This is a genomic window from Iamia sp. SCSIO 61187, assembly GCF_019443745.1.
In the GTDB taxonomy this organism is placed as follows: domain Bacteria; phylum Actinomycetota; class Acidimicrobiia; order Acidimicrobiales; family Iamiaceae; genus Iamia.
In genome coordinates, this window is the sequence record NZ_CP050948.1 from 2055171 (window position 1) to 2072587 (window position 17417).

At 73.9% G+C, this 17417-nt stretch carries 13 protein-coding genes; 8 read left to right on the top strand and 5 right to left on the bottom strand.

What is annotated here, in order from left to right:
- The first annotated feature begins 60 nt into the window (after window positions 1-60).
- The gene (locus tag HC251_RS09915; RefSeq protein ID WP_219945131.1) at window positions 61-1041 is read left to right on the top strand and encodes a phosphotriesterase; all 981 of its coding nucleotides are present in this window, start codon (window positions 61-63) and stop codon (window positions 1039-1041) included.
- Here the strand turns inward: HC251_RS09915 and HC251_RS09920 are convergent.
- Together HC251_RS09920 and HC251_RS09925 are read right to left on the bottom strand one after the other, a co-directional pair.
- Window positions 1038-1589, bottom strand: a complete 552-nt coding sequence (locus tag HC251_RS09920) for a hypothetical protein (protein WP_219945132.1) — start codon at window positions 1587-1589, stop codon at window positions 1038-1040. The genes HC251_RS09915 and HC251_RS09920 overlap by 4 nt on opposite strands.
- Window positions 1590-1644: 55 nt before the next feature.
- On the bottom strand, window positions 1645-2478 hold the full coding sequence (locus tag HC251_RS09925) for a DUF1206 domain-containing protein (protein WP_219945133.1): 834 nt from the start codon (window positions 2476-2478) through the stop codon (window positions 1645-1647).
- Window positions 2479-2752: 274 nt separating this feature from the next.
- Between HC251_RS09925 and HC251_RS09930 the strand changes: the two genes are divergently transcribed.
- The 5 genes from HC251_RS09930 to HC251_RS09950 all read left to right on the top strand — a co-directional run bounded on the left by HC251_RS09930 (window position 2753) and on the right by HC251_RS09950 (window position 10104).
- Window positions 2753-4984, top strand: coding sequence for an ATP-binding protein (locus HC251_RS09930; RefSeq protein WP_219945134.1), 2232 nt, complete (start codon window positions 2753-2755; stop codon window positions 4982-4984).
- 43 nt (window positions 4985-5027) lie between these two features.
- A complete protein-coding gene (locus HC251_RS09935) occupies window positions 5028-5420 on the top strand; it encodes a response regulator (RefSeq protein WP_219945135.1) in 393 nt (130 codons plus the stop codon).
- Between the two features lie 198 nt (window positions 5421-5618).
- Window positions 5619-7325, top strand: coding sequence for a dihydroxy-acid dehydratase (gene ilvD / locus HC251_RS09940; protein WP_219945136.1), 1707 nt, complete (start codon window positions 5619-5621; stop codon window positions 7323-7325).
- Between the two features lie 72 nt (window positions 7326-7397).
- Entirely contained in the window at window positions 7398-8549 is a 1152-nt protein-coding gene (locus HC251_RS09945) for an ATP-binding protein (RefSeq protein WP_219945137.1), read from the top strand.
- Between the two features lie 322 nt (window positions 8550-8871).
- Window positions 8872-10104 carry an IS256 family transposase gene (locus HC251_RS09950; RefSeq protein ID WP_219942972.1) on the top strand — a complete coding sequence of 411 codons (1233 nt, stop codon included), beginning with the start codon at window positions 8872-8874 and terminating at the stop codon, window positions 10102-10104.
- A 317-nt stretch (window positions 10105-10421) separates the two neighbouring features.
- Here the strand turns inward: HC251_RS09950 and HC251_RS09955 are convergent, their stop codons facing one another.
- The 3 genes from HC251_RS09955 to mce all read right to left on the bottom strand — a co-directional run bounded on the left by HC251_RS09955 (window position 10422) and on the right by mce (window position 13721).
- The gene (locus tag HC251_RS09955; RefSeq protein WP_219945138.1) at window positions 10422-11108 is read right to left on the bottom strand and encodes a nitroreductase family protein; all 687 of its coding nucleotides are present in this window, start codon (window positions 11106-11108) and stop codon (window positions 10422-10424) included.
- 14 nt (window positions 11109-11122) lie between these two features.
- Window positions 11123-13216, bottom strand: coding sequence for a bifunctional diguanylate cyclase/phosphodiesterase (locus tag HC251_RS09960; protein WP_219945139.1), 2094 nt, complete (start codon window positions 13214-13216; stop codon window positions 11123-11125).
- 85 nt (window positions 13217-13301) lie between these two features.
- On the bottom strand, window positions 13302-13721 hold the full coding sequence (gene mce, locus HC251_RS09965; RefSeq protein ID WP_219945140.1) for a methylmalonyl-CoA epimerase: 420 nt from the start codon (window positions 13719-13721) through the stop codon (window positions 13302-13304).
- 267 nt (window positions 13722-13988) lie between these two features.
- Between mce and HC251_RS09970 the strand changes: the two genes are divergently transcribed.
- Both HC251_RS09970 and HC251_RS09975 read left to right on the top strand, forming a co-directional pair.
- Window positions 13989-17141 (top strand): DEAD/DEAH box helicase, encoded by a 3153-nt coding sequence (locus HC251_RS09970; RefSeq protein ID WP_219945141.1) that lies wholly within the window; start codon window positions 13989-13991, stop codon window positions 17139-17141.
- Window positions 17138-17416: a hypothetical protein gene (locus HC251_RS09975; protein ID WP_219945142.1), complete on the top strand. Its 279-nt coding sequence runs from the start codon at window positions 17138-17140 to the stop codon at window positions 17414-17416. Before HC251_RS09970 ends, HC251_RS09975 begins: the two co-directional genes overlap by 4 nt.
- Window position 17417 lies beyond the last annotated feature (1 nt).

Here is a 17417-nt window from a genome sequence, read left to right on the forward strand (position 1 = left end):
CGGTGGCCCCTCCCCGGGCGGGCGAGCGCGTCCGGGCCCGAGGTGGCAACGTACGTTTCCATGACGCAGATCGAGACCGCCCTCGGGCCCGTCGACCCCGCCGACCTGGGCCGGACCTACATGCACGAGCACGTCTTCGTGCTCACCGCCGACGTCCAGCAGAACTACCCGGACGAGTGGGGGAGCGAGGACGAGCGGGTCGCCGACGCCGTGGCCCGCCTCCAGGCCCTCGCCGCCCAGGGGGTGCGGACGATCGTCGACCCGACGGTGGTGGGCCTGGGCCGCTACATCCCCCGCATCAAGCGCATCGCCGAGCAGGTGCCCGAGCTCAACATCGTCGTCGCCACCGGTTGCTACACCTACGGCGACGTCCCGTTCTACTTCCACCACCGGGGCCCGGCGCTGGGCGAGGCCCTCGGCATGGACGTCCCCGAGCCCATGGTCGACATGTTCAGCGGGGACATCACCGACGGCATCGCCGGCACGGGCGTGAAGGCCGCCTTCCTCAAGTGCGCCATCGACGAGAAGGGCCTCACCTCCGGCGTCGAGCGGATCATGCGGGCCGTGGCCCAGACCTCGCTGGCCACCGGGGCGCCGATCACCGTGCACACCCACCCGGCCAGCCAGACGGGGCTCGTCGTCCAGCGGGTGGTGTGCGAGGAGGAGGGCGTCGACCCGAGCAAGGTGGTCCTGGGCCACAGCGGCGACAGCCAGGACGCCGACCACCTGAGCGCCCTGGCCGAGGCCGGCTTCCTGCTGGGGATGGACCGCTTCGGGATCCACCTCGGCACCACGTTCGAGCAGCGCTGCGACATCGTCGTCGAGCTGTGCCGTCGGGGGTTCGCCGAGCGGATGGTCCTCAGCCACGACGCCGCCTGCTACATCGACTGGATCGATCCGAACGTGCAGGCGTTCATGCCCGAGTGGCACTACCTCCACATCCACGACGACGTCCTGCCCTACCTGCGCGAGCACGGCGTCACCGACGCCCAGATCGACACGATGCTGGTGGACAACCCCCGCCGCTACTTCGAGGGCTAGCGGCTGGGCTCGCCGTCCAGGCCGTCGAGGAGCTCCCTGACCGCCCGCGCCGACCCGAGCTCGTGGAGGACCACGTGCGAGCCGTGCTGGGCGATGATCTCGCGCTCGCGGTCGGGTTCCGAGCGGTTCTCCCGGGCGACGCGGAGGGCGAGCCTCCACTCGTCGCGCAGCCGCAGCCAGGGCGTGTACTCGCACCCCGGGGGCAGCTCGTCGGGCATCCGGAAGCCACGTCGCAGTGCTCGGGCCGAGCACCGCCACCACGGCAGGTCGAGGAGCACCACGGTGTCGGCGCGGGCGAGCCGGAGGTCGAGCGTCTCGCGGTAGTTGCCGTCGGCGATCCACGCGTCGCCCGCGAGCACGCCCCGTTGCGTGTCCCGCCACTCGGCCTCCGACGGGGCGACCCACCCCGGCTTCCAGAAGTGGAGGTCGAGGTGGACGACCGGCAGGCCGGTCCGGGCCGCGAGGGCGAGGGCGAACGTGCTCTTCCCGGACCCGGCGAGCCCGGTCACGATGACGCGGCGACCGAGCGTCGGCCGGGCGGGACCCATCGCGCCCAGCGTGGCAGACGGGCCCGGTGCCGGACGGCCGAGATCGGCTGCGGTGCTAGACGTCCGAGCGGCGCGTCCGGGCCTCGACGAAGCACCACACCCCGAAGGCGACCAGGCCGAGGGCGATGACGATCAGCAGCGCCCGACCCGGGCCACCGCCGGCGAGCTCGCGCAGGGCGGCGTCGATGCCCTTCGACTCCTCGGGGTCGTGGCGGACGGCGGCCTGGAGCACGAACCCTCCGACGACGGCGAAGACCAGGCCCCGGCCGACGTGGCCGGCGACCCCGAGCAGCTCGAGGCCGTGCCGCGGCGCGGACGGGCCCAGCCGGCCCAGGTCGACCCGCTCGAGGAAGTCGCGGCGGATCGCCTTGACGACGTGGTAGATGCCGAGCCCGAGGAGGACCAGGCCGACGACCCCGACCAGGATCTGGCCGGCGGGGGCGTCCATGAGCCGGGCCGTCAGCTCCCGCTCCTGGCCCGAGCCGCCGCCGGAGCCCTCGCCCTGGGTGAGCACGCGCAGGCCGCTGGCGGCCAGGGCCACGGCGACGACGCCCCGCACCCCGTCGCGGACCCGGTCGAGCGGCTCGCTCGCCCCGGGCTTGGAGCCGTTGCGGCCGCTCACGACCGCCACCGCGCAGCTCAGCCCCCACGCCAGCAGACCGGCGACGGTGAGCCCGACGAGGACCGAGCCCAGCGGCTTCTCGACCAGCTCGGAGAAGGCGCCGGTGGTGCTGGCCTGCTCGCCGTCGGTCGAGCCCAGGAAGGCGAGCCGGACGGCGATGAGGCCGAAGATGGTGTAGACGACACCCCGTGCCACCAGGCCCGCCCGGGCGAGCGCCTCGGTCCAGTCCGGGTGGCCGACGTCGGCGGTGGGGGCGTGGGTGTCCATCGGGTGCGGCTCCGGGTGGGTGACGGCGGGGGCGGGGGGCCGAGCCCGCCCTCCCCGGCGGCGCCGCCCGCAACCCCGCCGGAGGACCGAAGACCCCGGGTCGGGTGGAGCCCTCCCGGGGGACGGGTGGCGCGGTGGGTCGTTCGGACCAATCCGACCACGCTGGGTGGGATCCTGGGCGGAAAGGGTTGTGGCGGACCCCGTCGTGCCGATCAGGTCCCGGTGGCCGTGGGGCCGCCCGAGCCCTGGAGGGGCGGTGCGAGAGAGGCGAGACATGGGGGACCCGTTCGAGCGGACAGCGACGGCCACCCTGGGGGGACCGAGCGCCGGCAGCGCCGACGGGGACGCCACGGTGGCCCGGCGCGGCGGCGTGACCCCGCTCAAGGCCCTGCTGTACACCGCGATCCTGGCGACCGCGGTGGGTGGTGCCCTGGTGGGGGCCGGCCAGCCGCTGGCGATCGCCGAGATCGCCCTCGTGGTCCTGGCCGCCCTCGCCGCCACGGCGTGGTCCCTCGCCGCCCGCCACCAGGTCGGCCGGACCCGCGCCGCCCTCGTCGTCCTCGCCGTCGGATCAGGTCTGTGGAGCGTCGGGCGCCTGGCCGGTGCCGTCCAGGGGGCGGCCCGGGGTCGCGTCGAGCCGTCGTTGACGCTCGACGACGTGGGGGTGCTGGCCGCCGCCATCGCCCTGCTCCTCGCCGTCCTCCTCCTCGTCCAGGGCCCGACCCGGCGGCTCACCCAGCTCCGCGCTCTGATCGAGGGGCTCATGGTCGGCGGCTGCTCGCTCTTCGTCGCCTGGGACCCGGTCTTCGCCGGGACCTACGAGGTGGCCGACGGGGCCACCGCCGTGGCCCGGACGGTGCTGGTCCTGCAGCCGCTCGTCCAGCTGGCCATCGTCGCCGTCCTCGTCTCGGCCTCGACCCGAGTCCCCCCCGAGCGCTGGGACTGGTGGGTCCCGGTCGCCAGCGGCATCGGCCTGATCGTCGCCGCCGACGTCGCCACCGCCCACGGCGACGCCCTCGTCGGCGGGCACGGCGCCGCCCTCGGCCTCGTGGGCCACCTGGGGGGCTTCGGCGTGGTGCTCGTCGCCGCCGTGACCTCGACCGCCCCGCCGCCGTCGACGCCCCGCCCCCTGCGCAGCCGGCCCGTCCTGACGTGGCTGCCGAGCGTGGCCGCCCTCGGCATCCTGGCGACCCTCCTCGTCGCCGACGGGGTCGACCCCACCCGCCAGCTGATCGCCCTGCTCGTGCTCGGCCTCAGCGTCGCCCTCCACCTCGTCGTCATCCTCGAGAGCGACGAGCTCAGCGGGGACCTGTCCCAGGCCCACGACGCCGCCATCCAGGCCTCGATCAGCAAGAGCCGCTTCCTCGCCACCGTCAGCCACGAGATCCGGACCCCGATGAACGCGGTGATCGGGCTCACCGGGCTGCTGCTCGACTCCGAGCTCGACGAGGAGCAGCGCGAGCTGGCCGTCGGCGTGGCCATCTCCGGCGAGGGCCTGCTCGACCTGATCAACGACCTCCTCGACTTCTCCAAGATCGAGGCCCAGAAGCTCGACCTGGAGGAGATCGACCTCGACCTCGAGGACCTGATCGGCGAGGTCGCCATGATCGTCGCCGACGGCGGCCACCGGAAGGGCCTCGAGGTCATCGCCTACTGCGAGCCCGGCCTCGACCCCCGGCGCAAGGGCGACCCCCTCCGCCTGCGCCAGATCCTCCTCAACCTGGCCTCCAACGCGGTGAAGTTCACCGACGAGGGCCACGTCGTGATCCGGGCCGTGCCCGCTGGGGCCGACCCCGACGTCATCGCCTTCGAGGTCGTGGACACCGGCGTCGGCATCCCCGAGGACTCGCGCACCCGGCTGTTCGAGCCCTTCTCGCAGGCCGACGAGACGACGACCCGGAACTACGGCGGCACCGGCCTCGGCCTCGCCATCGTCAAGAACCTGATCGACCTCCAGGGCGGCACCGTGGTCGTCGAGAGCGAGGAGGGGGTCGGAACCTGCTTCCGCGTCACCCTGCCGCTGCCGCGGAGCGAGCAGCCCCGCGTCGAGGCCGGGCTCGACGCCCTGGTCGGGCTGCGCGCCCTCGTCGTCGACGGCAACGCCGTGACCCGCACCGTCCTGGCCCACACCCTCCACACCTGGGGCTTCGTCGTCGACCAGGCCGCCACCGCCGAGGACGCCCTGGAGCTCTACGCCCGCACCCGGGGCAGCTATGCCCTGGCCATCCTCGAGTTCCAGCTCGAGGGCATGGACGGGGTGAAGCTGGGCGAGGTCCTGCGGGCCCAGGACCCGACGGCGTCGACCGTCATGCTCCTCCTCAGCTCGGACCCCAACGTCTCCCGCCGCGCCGCCCACGACGCCGGCATCCGGTCGGTGCTGGTCAAGCCGGTCCGCAACACGTACCTCCTCCGGCGCATCGTCGACACGATCGTCACCGACCCCACCCCCACCCCCGACCCCGCCCCGCCCCCGGCCGCCCCGGCGTCCCCCGTCCTCACCTCATGACCACCTGCTCCCCGGCCCCGGCCGGCCCCGAAAGGAACCCCTGATGCCCGTCATCTTGCTCGTCGACGACAACAAGCTGAACCAGCTCGTCGCCAAGGGCACCCTCAAGCGCCTCAACTACGCGGTCGAGATCGTCGACTCCGGTGCCGACGCCGTCCGGGCGTGTGCGTCCCGCGGCTTCGACGCCGTCCTCATGGACATCATGATGCCCGGCATGGACGGCTTCGAGGCCACGGCCCGCATCCGGGCCGTGGACGCCACCCGCGGCGACGGCCGCCACACGCCGATCATCGGGCTCAGCGCCCGGGCGATGGAGGGCGACCGGGAGCAAGCGCTCGCCGCCGGCCTCGACGACTACCTCACCAAGCCGGTCCGCGAGGACCAGCTGCGCGCCACCCTGGAGCGCTGGATCCGTCCCGTCCCCGTCCTCGACTGAGGCCGGGCGGGCGGGCCCGGCGGCGGCCGCCGACGAGGCCGCGCCCGGTCCATCGACCATCACGACGCACGCGGACGGGTCCGGAGCAGGGGCCCGTCCGCCGGCGCGTCGGGCCCCGGCGGCGGCGCCGCCGCCGTCCACCCGCGCCTGGCGGTTCGCGTACCGGCCGCGGCCACCCCGGCCGGTAGGTTCGCCGTCATGGCAGAGGCATCCGAGACCGCCGTCGACGTCAAGCCCCGGAGCCGCGACGTCACCGACGGTCCCCAGAAGGCCCCGGCCCGGGCCATGCTCCGGGCCGTCGGGATGGGCGACGACGACTGGAGCAAGCCCCAGGTCGGCGTGGCCTCGTCGTGGAACGAGATCACCCCGTGCAACATCTCGCTCCGGCGGCTGGCCGAGCACGTGAAGGCGGGGGTGCACGAGGCCGGCGGGTTCCCGCTGGAGTTCGGCACCATCACCGTCAGCGACGGCATCAGCATGGGCCACGAGGGGATGCGGGGCTCGCTGGTGAGCCGGGAGGTCATCTGCGACTCGGTCGAGACGGTGGTCTTCGCCGAGCGCCTCGACGGCTTCGTCGGGCTGGCCGGCTGCGACAAGTCGATGCCGGCGATGCTGATGGCTGCGGCCCGCCTCGACCTGGCCAGCGTGCTGGTCTACAACGGCTCGACCATGCCGGGGCACCACGCCGGCCGGGCCCTCGACATCACCAGCGTGTTCGAGGCCGTCGGGGCCCACGCTCGGGGCACCATCGACGACGCCGAGCTGTCGGCCATCGAGCGCAACGCCTGCCCCGGCGAGGGTGCGTGCGGCGGCATGTTCACGGCCAACACCATGAGCTCGATCGGCGAGGCCATCGGGATGTCGCTGCCGGGCTCGGCGTCGCCCCCGGCCATCGACGCCCGGCGCGAGGGCGACGCCCACCGGGCCGGGCAGGCCGTGGTCGAGATGCTGCGCCACGGCATCACCCCTCGGACGATCATGACCAAGCCGGCCTTCGAGAACGCCATCGCCGTCACCTCGGCCCTCGGCGGCTCCACCAACGCCGTCCTCCACCTCCTCGCCATCGCCAACGAGGCGGGCGTGGCCCTCGAGCTCGACGACTTCAACCGCATCGCCGCCCGCGTCCCGCACCTGGCCGACATGACGCCCGGGGGGAAGTTCCACATGGCCGACCTCGACGCCGTGGGCGGTGTCCCGGTCGTGATGCAGATGCTGCTCGCCGAGGGCCTGCTGCACGGCGACGTCGTCACCGTCACCGGGCGGACCGTGGCCGAGAACCTGGCCGCCATCGACCCGCCCGCCCCCGACGGGGTCGTCGTCCACCCCATGGGCGCGCCGATCCACGCCGAGGGTGGCATCAACGTCCTCACCGGCACCCTGGCCCCGGCCGGGTCGGTGGTGAAGGTGGCCGGGCTGACCGAGGACCAGATGCGGTTCGAGGGCCCGGCGCGCGTCTTCGACGGCGAGGACGGCGCCATGGCCGCCATTCTCTCGGGGTCGATCGAGCCCGGCACGGTCCTGGTGATCCGCTACGAGGGCCCCAAGGGCGGCCCCGGGATGCGGGAGATGCTGGCCATCACCGGGGCGCTCAAGGGCGCCGGCCGCGGCTCCGACTGCGCCCTCATCACCGACGGTCGGTTCTCCGGCGGCACGTGGGGGTTCTGCATCGGGCACGTGGCCCCGGAGGCCACCGACGGCGGGCCCATCGCCTTCGTCGCCGACGGGGACACCGTCCTCATCGACGTGCGGGCCAAGCGCCTCGACCTGCAGGTCGACGAGGCCGAGCTGGATCGTCGCCGGGCCGGGTGGGCGCCGCCGGCGTCGCGGTACCCGACCGGGGTCCTGGGCAAGTACGCCCGCCTCGTGCAGGGCGCCGAGACCGGCGCCATCACCAACCCGCTCTGAGGTCCCCGAGCGAGCGGAGGCCCGGTCCTCCGGATCTGCCCCCGGTTTAACAAGTCCTGTTAAACTCCAGGCATGTCCGGAGAAGCGTACGACCCGGTCAGCAACCCGTACGCCCCGGGGGCGGGGACGCCGCCACCGGCCCTGGTCGGCCGGGACGCGGTCATCGACGCGTCCCGCACCAGCCTCCGCCGCCTCCGGGCCGGTCGCTCCACCCAGCACGTCCTCCTGACGGGGCTGCGGGGCGTGGGCAAGACGGTCCTGCTGCGCACCCTCGCCGCCGTCGCCGAGGGCGAGGGCTTCCGGGTCATCCGCCAGGAGGCCGTCGGCGGCGACGACACCGTGATCTCCCTGCTCCGCCAGGCCCGGCGGATCATGGAGGACCTGGGCCCGGGCGATCGGGTCGGGCGGGCCCTCCGGTCGATCGAGTCGGTCGCCCTCACCGTCGCCGGCACCGGGTTCGAGCTGGGGCGGGCCGGTCCGAGCCCCGACCGCGAGGCGCTGGCCGACGTCGTCGTCGACCTGGGTGCGGCGGCCGCCGAGCACGACCTCGGGATCGTCCTCGCCATCGACGAGGCCCAGGGCCTCGCCCCCGGCGACCTGCGGCGGATCCTGGCGGGCGTCCACCGCGCGGGCCAGGACGGGCTCCCCGTCTGGTGCGTCCTCGCCGGGCTGCCGAACCTCGTCGGCGTGGTGGCCAAGGCGGCCACCTACGCCGAGCGCCTCTTCACCGTGGAGGCGCTGGGCCCGCTGACGCCGGACCAGGTCGTGGCGGCGGTGGTGGAGCCGGCCGACGACATGGGCGTCGGGTGGGCCGTCGACGCCACCTCCGCCATCGCCGACCTGTCCGACGGCTACCCGTTCTTCGTCCAGGTGTGGGCGTACCACACGTGGAACGCGGCCCGGGACGAACCCATCTCCCGGGCCGACGTCGACCGGGCCGGGCCCGCCGCCCGCCTGGCCCTCGACACGTCGTTCTTCGCCGCCCGGATCGCCCGGGTCCCGGACTCGGAGGTGGCCTACGTCCGCCTCCTCGCCTCGCTGGGCCCCGGCCCCCACCGCTCGGGCGAGGTCGCCGCCGCCGGGGGCCGGGCCACCTCGGAGCTGTCCGCCATCCGGGACCGGCTGATCAAGGAGGGCCTCGTCTACGCCCCCCGGTACGGCTGGGTGGAGTTCGCCCTGCCCCGCTTCGACGAGTACGTCCGCCGCACCCTGCCGCCCCCCTGACCACGCATGGTGCCAGGCACCATCCGTGGCGGACCACGACCTGCCTGGCACCGTGTGGGTCTCAGGCCACGAGGGTGAGGGCCAGGGAGAGGGCGGCGTGTCGGTGGTCTGTTCGGCGGTCGTGGTGTGGCCGCCGGCACCGTTCTGACACCGCTGCCGGACACCGATGTCGCCTGGCGCGAACAGAACGACCGTCGAGGCGGCCATCGCCGTGATCGTGTCCCCTGGGGTGGTGTAGGTCGGCGGGGTCCACCACTTGGGTGGGCCACCGGCGAGATCCTCGACGTGTCCTAGCCGGGATACGAACAAGGAGACACCGCCGGTGGCCCTCTCAGAGTCTGACCTGTCCGAGCTGCTCGACGCGTTGCGCGCCGGGGAGCTGACCGACACCATCCGCACGAGCCTGGAGTGGATCCTCCAGCAGTTGATCGAGGCCGAAGCGACCGCCGTGATAGGCGCCGCGCCCCATGAACGCACCGACGCCCGGACCGCGCAGCGCAACGGGCACCGCCCCCGGTTGTTGGCGACCCCGGCCGGTGACGTCGAGCTCAAGATCCCCAAGCTGCGGACTGGGTCGTTCTTCCCGTCGCTGCTCGAGCGGCGCCGCCGCATCGACCGGGCCCTGTTCGCAGTGGTCATGGAGGCCTGGGTCCACGGCGTCTCGACGCGCAAGGTCGACGACCTCGTCGCCGCCCTCGGTGTCAGCTCGGGGATCTCCAAGTCAGAGGTGTCGCGGATCTGCGCCGAGCTCGACCGGGACCTCGAGGCGTTCCGCACCCGCTCGCTGGGCCATGTCGAGTTCCCGTACGTGTTCGCCGATGCCACCTACGTCAAGGGTCGCATCAACGGCCGCGTCGTGTCCCGAGCCGTGGTGGTCGCCACCGGCGTGACCGCCAACGGCGACCGGGAGGTCCTTGGCGTCGAGGTCGGCGACAGTGAGTCCGGGGCCTTCTGGACCGCGTTCTTCAAGGGCCTCCGCGCCCGGGGCCTGGCCGGGGTGCAGCTGGTGATCTCCGATCACCACCTCGGCCTCAAGGCCGCGATCGAGTCGACCTTCGTGGGCTCGGCGTGGCAGCGCTGCCGGGTCCACTTCATGCGCAACGTCCTCGCTCGCGTGCCGAAGGCGTCGGTCGAGATGGTCGCCGCCGCCATCCGGACCGTGTTCGCCCAACCCGACGCCGCCCACGTCCGCGCCCAGCTCGACGAAGTCCAGGCCATGCTTGCCGCCCAGTTCCCCGACGTTGCGGCCCTCCTCGGCGACGCCGCCGAGGACCTGTTGGCCTTCACCGCCTTCCCCCAGGCGCACTGGCGCAAGATCTGGTCGACGAACCCGCTCGAGCGGCTCAACGGCGAGATCAAGCGTCGCACCAACGTCGTCGGGATCTTCCCCAACGACGCATCGGTCGCCCGGCTCATCACCGCCGTGGTCGTCGAGACCCACGACGAATGGGCCGTCGCCGAACGCCGCTACCTCTCAGAAGCCTCCATGGCCAAGCTCTACGCCACCGCCGACACGACCGATCCCGAGGAGCCGCCCCTGGCCATCACCGCCTGAGCCACACTGATAGCCAGCGTCGAGGACCAGACCGACGCCGACCTACACCACCTCGCGGGACGCCAACATCGCCGTTCTGACACCGCTGCCGGACACCGATGTCGCCTGGCGCGAACAGAACCGAGGATGGCGACGGAGGTCGTTCCGACGAGCGTGACCGCACCCTGCCGCCCCCCTGACCACGCATGGTGCCAGGCACCATCCGTGGCGGACCACCTGGAGCTCGTGCTCCGGTTCGCCGTGGCCGACGGGCGCATCGTGGCCTTCGACGTCGTCGCCGACCCCGCCCGGCTCGCGGCCGTGGCCATCGCCGTCCCCTAGCCCCCCTCACCAGGGTTGGTCGGGGGGAGGAGCGGCGGGCCGTCGATGCGGTCGATGGTGGTGAACTCCTCCACGGCCCGGCGGCGGAGCCGGGTCGGCTGGTGGACCGGGGTGCCCAGGCCGAGGAGGGCGACGAGGGCGTGGCCCCGCGGCAGGTGCAGCAGGGCGCCCACCTCGGGCTCGTTGGCGGCCAGGAAGGTCGTGAGGACGCCGCCGAGGCCCTGGTTGCGGGCGGCCAGCAGGATGTTGTGCACGAAGGGGTAGATCGACGCCCCACCGACCACCGACGGCCGGTCGAGGTCCCGGTCGGTCACGGCCAGCGTCCGCAGGTCGGCCGACACGACGAGGACCTCGGGGACCGACTCGATGTGCTCGAACATGGCGTGGGGCGGGAGGTCGTCGGGGACCTCGACGTCGGGCGGGGCGGGGTCCACCACGCTGAAGGCCCGGTAGCCGGCCGCCTGCTCGGCCAGGTACCGGCGCCAGACGGCGGCGCTCAGGTCGGCGATCCGCCGGCGGGTCGCCGGGTCGCGCACCACGGTGACGTGCCAGCCCTGCTGGTTGCCGCCGCTGGGGGCGAAGCGGGCGTCGTCGAGGATCCGGTGCAGGACCGCCGGTGGCACGGGATCGTCCGTGAACGCCCGCACCGCCGCCGTCGTCCGCATCACGTCGCTCAGCTCCACCGCCCCATCATGGGTCAGGGGCGGCCCAGGCGGGGGAGGACCTCGGGGCCGGGGATCGGCTTGCTGAAGAAGTACCCCTGGGCCCGGCGACAGCCCATCTCGATGGCGGCCCGTCGCTGGGCGTCGGTCTCGATGCCCTCGGCCAGGGTGTCGACCCCGATGGCCTCGGCCACGGCCACGACGGCCTGGACGATGCTGCGGAGGATCGCCCCCTCCCGGGGGGTGGCGCCGTCCCGGAGCAGCTGGCCGTCGAACTTGATCTCGTCGACCGGGAACGTGGCCAGCCGGGTCAGCGACGAGTAGCCCGAGCCGAAGTCGTCGATGGCGATGCGCACCCCGATCTCCCGGAGCGCGTCGAGCTGGCGCACCGCCTCGCGGTAGCTCCGGGCGATGCTGGTCTCGGTCAGCTCCAGCACCAGCGACCCGGCGACGATCCCGGTGGCGTCGATGGTGGCCGCCACGTCCGACACGAGGGTGCCGGTGGTGAAGTGCTCGGCGCTGATGTTGACCCCGACGGCGAGGTCGAGCCCGACCTGGCGCCACTCCTGGGCCTGACGAGCGGCTTCGTGGAGGGCCCAGCGGCTCATGTCCACGATGAGGCCGGTCTCCTCGGCGGCGGGGATGAACGTGGCCGGGGCGAGCAGGCCCCGTCGCGGGTGACGCCAGCGCATGAGGGCCTCGACGCCGTGGACCACGCCGGTCTGAAGGTCGGTGATGGGCTGGTAGTGCAGCTCCAGCTCGTCGTCCCGCACCGCCCGGCCCAGGCCCTCGACGACCTCGAGGCGGTCGTGGGCCTGCACCCGGAGGTCGGAGGTGAACTCGTGGCTCCGGTCGCGCCCCGACGCCTTGGCCGCGTACATCGCGGTGTCGGCGTCGCGCAGCACGTCCTCGGGGCGCTCGTGGTCGGCGCCGGCCCGGGCGATCCCCACGCTGACCGACAGCGGCAGTCGGAGCCCGGCGACGTCGAAGGGGCCCCGCAGCGCCTGGTGCACGGCGTCGGCGCGGGCGCAGGCGTCGTCAGCGTCGACGACGAGGACGAACTCGTCGCCACCGAGGCGGGCCAGCAGCTCGTCGTCGATGACGACGGCCCGGAGCTTGGCCGCCACGTCCTGGATGAGCCGGTCGCCGACGTCGTGGCCGAGGGAGTCGTTGACCGTCTTGAACCCGTCGAGGTCGAGGAACAGCACGGCGAGGGGGCGGGCCACCCGGTCGCGCAGCCGGGCCTGGAGCTCCTCGATCAGGCGCGTGCGGTTGGGCAGCCCGGTCAGGTCGTCGCGCCGGGCTCGGGCGGCCTCCATGTCAGCGGCGTGGATGCGGTCGGTCACATCGACGTGGATGACCACGATGTGGTCGGAGCCCTCGACCCGGGTGGCCTGGATCTGGGTCCATCGTGTCGCGCCGTGCTTGGTGTACGAGAGGTCGTGGGACACCGACCCCCGGGTGCCGGCGACCAGGGCGCGCAGGTCGGCCAGGAGCTGCGACCGGCCTCCGTCGCGCCCCGACGCGATCGTCCCCTCGAGGGAGGTGAAGTAGTTGGGCTGGGGGCCGGCCACGGCCACCCCCGAGCGGTCCGCCAGGGCGATGGCGTCCCACGCCAGGTTCGTGCGACGCACCGTGCCGTCGGCGGCGAGGAGCACGGTCGGCAGGGGGAGGGCGTCGAGCACCGACGCCGTCGTGCGGGCCACGTCCTCACGGGCCGCGTCCATGCGGCGGCGCTCCTCGACGTCGCGGCAGAACACCACCAGGCCACCGACGTAGGGGAAGAGGCGGACCTCGTACCAGGTGTCCGACGGCGAGTAGTACGTCTCGAAGGTGACCTCCTCGCCGCTGCGGGTCGCCTCGTCGTACCGGGCTTCGACCTCGCTCTGGTGGAGGGCCGGGAAGGCGGTCCAGATGTCGGTGCCGATCAGCCCCGAGCGGGGCCGCCGCAGGAGGAGCTCGGCGGCGTCGTTCACGAAGGTGAACCGCCGGTCGTGGTCGACGGCCATCACCGCGTCGCTCGTGACGGACACGGCCAGCTGGGCCAGCCGGGCCACGTTGACCTGCCCGGTGGCACCGCCCCCGGGGCGCGTCCGAGCCGGCACCGGAGCGGCGTTCCCACGGGACATGCGGTGCCCATCGGCCGCCGGTCCCGGATCGGGAGGGCGTGGGCCTCGCCCGTCCGGGTGGCCGGCGCCTGGTGGCGGACGCCTCCTAGTGGGCGTCGGCGCCCGGTTCGACCAGCTCGACCAGGACGCCTCCGGCGTCGCGGGGGTGGATGAAGTTCACCCGGGAGCCGGCCGTGCCCGTCTTGGGCGTCTCGTACAGCAGGGTGACGCCGCGGTCGCGGAGCGTGGCGCAGACGTCGTCGATGTCCTCCACGCGGTAGGCCATCTGCTGGATGCCCGGGCCCGAGCGGTCGAGGAACTTGCCGATGGGGGAGTCCGGTCGCAGCGGCGCCAGGAGCTGGATGCACGAGCCCGAGTCGCCGATGGCGAGCATGGCCTCGCGGACGCCCTGCTCCTCGTTGACCTCCTCGTGCACCGAGTGGAGGTCGAACGTCGAGGCGTAGAAGGCCAGGGCCTCGTCGAGGTCGGGCACGGCGATGCCGACGTGGTCCAGGTGGGTGAACATGGCCCCGAGTCTGCCCGACCCGCCGGGTCGCCGCGGAGCCGACGCGACAGTGGCCGACGTCACATCGGACGGGCGTCACCCGTAGGGCCGGCGGTGGGGTAGGGTGCAGGGGTCCGGTGTCCCGCCTGCGGGCGGTGGAGACGGCCAGGTGGTCCCCGATCAGCGTCGCTGGTGCGGGTCGGCCCTCTCCGACACACGGAATCGATGCTCCCCGGGCCGTGTCGGCCCGGGCCCGGCGCTGGGAACGCCGCCACCTGCATGGAAGACGTGACACGAGCCTTCGAGGCGGCCGTCTGGGCCGCCGTCGAGGGCAGAGCAAGCGACGAGCAGCGAGCGCTGCTGGAGGCCGACCCGGCCGAGCACCTGCGCGTCGTCGAACGGCTCATCGACGACACCGACGACCGCCTCGATGCGGCGCGCCAGCTCCGGGGGTCCGAGCGGGCCCTCGTCGTGGCCGACTTCGAGTCCGACCTGGCCCTGCTCGAGTCGACCCACGACCTCATGACCCGGGCCGCGGTGTCCGCTGCGGCCGGGCTCGTGGCCGACCCCGCCGGCGAGGTGCGGCTCCAGGCGTCCTGGTCGGCGGGCGACATCGTCCTGTGGGCCGGTGGCCCTGGCGTGGCCCCGGCCGACAACGACGACCTGGCCGACCGCATCGAGGCGACCGGTGCCCCGGCGATGGGCTGGTCGGTCCACCCCGGCGTCCGCCTCCCCGGCGGGGTGCACGCCGAGGCCCTGTCGATCCCGGTCCACGAGTCGCTGGGCTGGCTCGTCGCCGTCGGCGGCGGCCAGGGCGGCGACGGGCTCGGCGCCAGCGTCACCTGGCTCGGCCGCGTCGCCATCGAGGCCGTGCGCCTCGTGGCCCAGGGCCGCATCGTGCCCAGCCTCCGCAGCGAGGGCCGCTCGGACTCCGACGCCCTCGAGCTCAACGTCCGCTGGGTGCCGGCGGTCGTCGACGAGGGCGAGCTGGCCCGCCTGGCCGACGCCATGCCCGGCCCGGTGATCGCCCTGGGGAACGCCGAGCCCCGGACCCTGACCCGCAACGTGCTGGCCGCCGTCGTCGACGCCGTGGCCAGCGATGCCGCCGGGCGGCTCGACCTCCCGGCGCCGCCGCCGGTCGTCCGCAACGCCCTGTCGGTCGCCGAGGCCGTCATCACCCGGCTCGACGGGTCGACCTTCACCGCCCCCGTCGCCGCCGGCGCCGAGGTGTCCAAGCGCCTCCAGCGCTGGACCAAGGCCGTGGTCAACCCCAACCGGCCCACCCTCGTGGTCGAGCTGGCCCCGCCCGACAAGGGCGACGCCTGGTTCCTCCGGGTCCTCGGCACCGGCGCCGAGGGCACCCTGCTCGACATCGAGGTCGCCCTCGTCGACGGCAAGGACACCAAGGCCCTGGGTGACGAGCTGGCCCGGCTCGAGCGGCTCTACGACGTCCTGCTCCGGCCCGGCGGCCGGCGGCGGGGCCAGGTGTACCTGAGCCAGGACGAGGCCTGGGAGCTGATGACGATCACCGGATCCACCCTCGAGGCCGCCGGCTTCGAGGTCCGGGTCCCCCCGCTGTCGCGCCGCAAGCCCTCGGCCGGGCTGCGCATGTTCACCGAGCCCACCGGCGACACCGTCGTCGGGGCCCACCAGCTCAGCAACGTGCGGTGGACCGCCCTGTTCGACGACGTCGAGCTGACCGCCGCCGAGGTCGCCCGGCTCGCCGCCGAGGCCCGGCCGCTCGTCCGATCCCGAGGCCGCTGGGTCGAGCTCGACCGGGCCGACCTCAAGGAGGCCGCCGCCGCCCTGGCCGAGCGGGCCGACCTGACCCAGATGACCGGGGCCGAGATCCTCCGGCACTCGGTCGGGCTCGAGGGCACGCCACTGGCCGGCGGGCTCACCGTCGAGGGCAGCAGCTGGGCCTCCGACCTCCTGGCCAAGGCCTCGGGCGCCGTCATCGACCCGGTCACCCGCCCGCCCGGCTTCGAGGGCGAGCTGCGCAGCTACCAGGCCGAGGCCCTCGGCTGGCTCGGGTTCCTCGACGCCACCGAATTGGGGGGCTGCCTGGCCCTCGACATGGGGCTGGGCAAGACGCCCACCGTCCTCGCCCACCTGGGCCGCAGCCGGGGCGACGGCAAGGCGCTGGTCATCGCCCCGCCCGCCGTGGTCGGCAACTGGGCCGCCGAGGCCGCCCGCTTCAGCCCCGAGCTGAACGTCGTCGTCCACCACGGGGCCGGCCGGGCCGCCGCCGACGAGCTCGACGACGCCTTCGGCCCGGCCGACGTCGTCATCACGACCTACGGCACCGCCGTGCGCGACATCGAGGCCCTGGCCGCCCGGGAGTGGCGCCGGGTCGTCCTCGACGAGGCCCAGGCCATCAAGAACCACACCAACGAGACGGCCCAGCAGCTGCGACGGCTGCCGGCCCGCACCCGGATCGCCCTCACCGGCACGCCGATCGAGAACGGCCTGGGCGACCTGTGGGCGATCCTCGACTTCACCAACCCCGGCCTGGTCGGCGGGCGGGCCGCCTTCATCGCCCAGCTGTCGGGCGAGGGCGAGGCCGCCCTCCGGGCGCTCAACGGCATCCTCGTGTTCCGCCGGACCAAGTCCGAGCCCGAGGTGGCGGCCGAGCTGCCGGACCGCATCGACGAGCTCGACCACTGCGCCATGACCCCCGAGCAGATCGGCCTCTACCAGGCGGTGCTCGACGGACTGGTGGCCGACACGGCCGACCCGCCGCCGGGGGAGGAGCCCAAGCAGGGGGCGATCCTGGCCGCCATCACCGCCCTCAAGCAGATCTGCAACCACCCGGTGAACTACCAGGACGACGGCGGCCCGCTGGCCGGCCGCTCGGGCAAGCTGGCCCGCCTGGAGGAGATCGTCGACGCCGTGTTCGCCGCGGGGGAGAAGCTGCTGATCTTCACCCACTTCGCCTCGTGGGGCGTCCGCCTGGCCGAGCACCTCACCTCGGTGACCGGGCAGCCCGTCGACTGCTACCACGGCGGCCTGGCCCGGGGCGCCCGCGACCGCATGATCGCCGACTTCCAGACCCGCGAGGGCCCCGGCGCCCTCGTCTTGTCACTCAAGGCCGGCGGCACCGGCCTGAACCTCACCGCCGCCAGCCACGTCGTCCTCTACGACCGGTGGTGGAACCCCGCGGTCGAGGACCAGGCCCGCGACCGCGCCTGGCGCATCGGCCAGACCCGCACCGTCATCTCGCACCGACTGGTGTGCCCCGGCACCGTCGACGAGCGCGTCGAGGAGGTCGTGGCCGGCAAGCGCCACATCGCCGACCTGGTCCTGCCCAAGTCCAGCTCGCTGGCGGACCTCGACGCCGACCAGCTGCGCGTCGCCCTCGGCCTGCGGCCCGACTCGCTGCTCACCGAGGACGAGGCCGCCGACGAGACCGGCCGCACCGTCGAGGAGGTCACGTCGTGAGCCAGTCGAAGCAGAGCCGGCGGCGTCGGGGCAAGAAGCCCAAGGCGGTCGACCTCTGGAAGCCGGTCCCGCCGCTCGACCCGCCGGCGCCGATCACCCGGGCCGAGGACGCCACCGCCGTGCTCGCCTCGCTGGGCGACCCTCCCCTCAAGGGCCAGGGCGACCTGGCCAAGCGCCACCTGTACCTGGTGGTCGAGTCGGCCGCGAACCTGGCGATGGGGCTGGCCACCCTGGCTGGCGCGGTGGACACCGACGACGACGCGTCGTCGTCCTAGC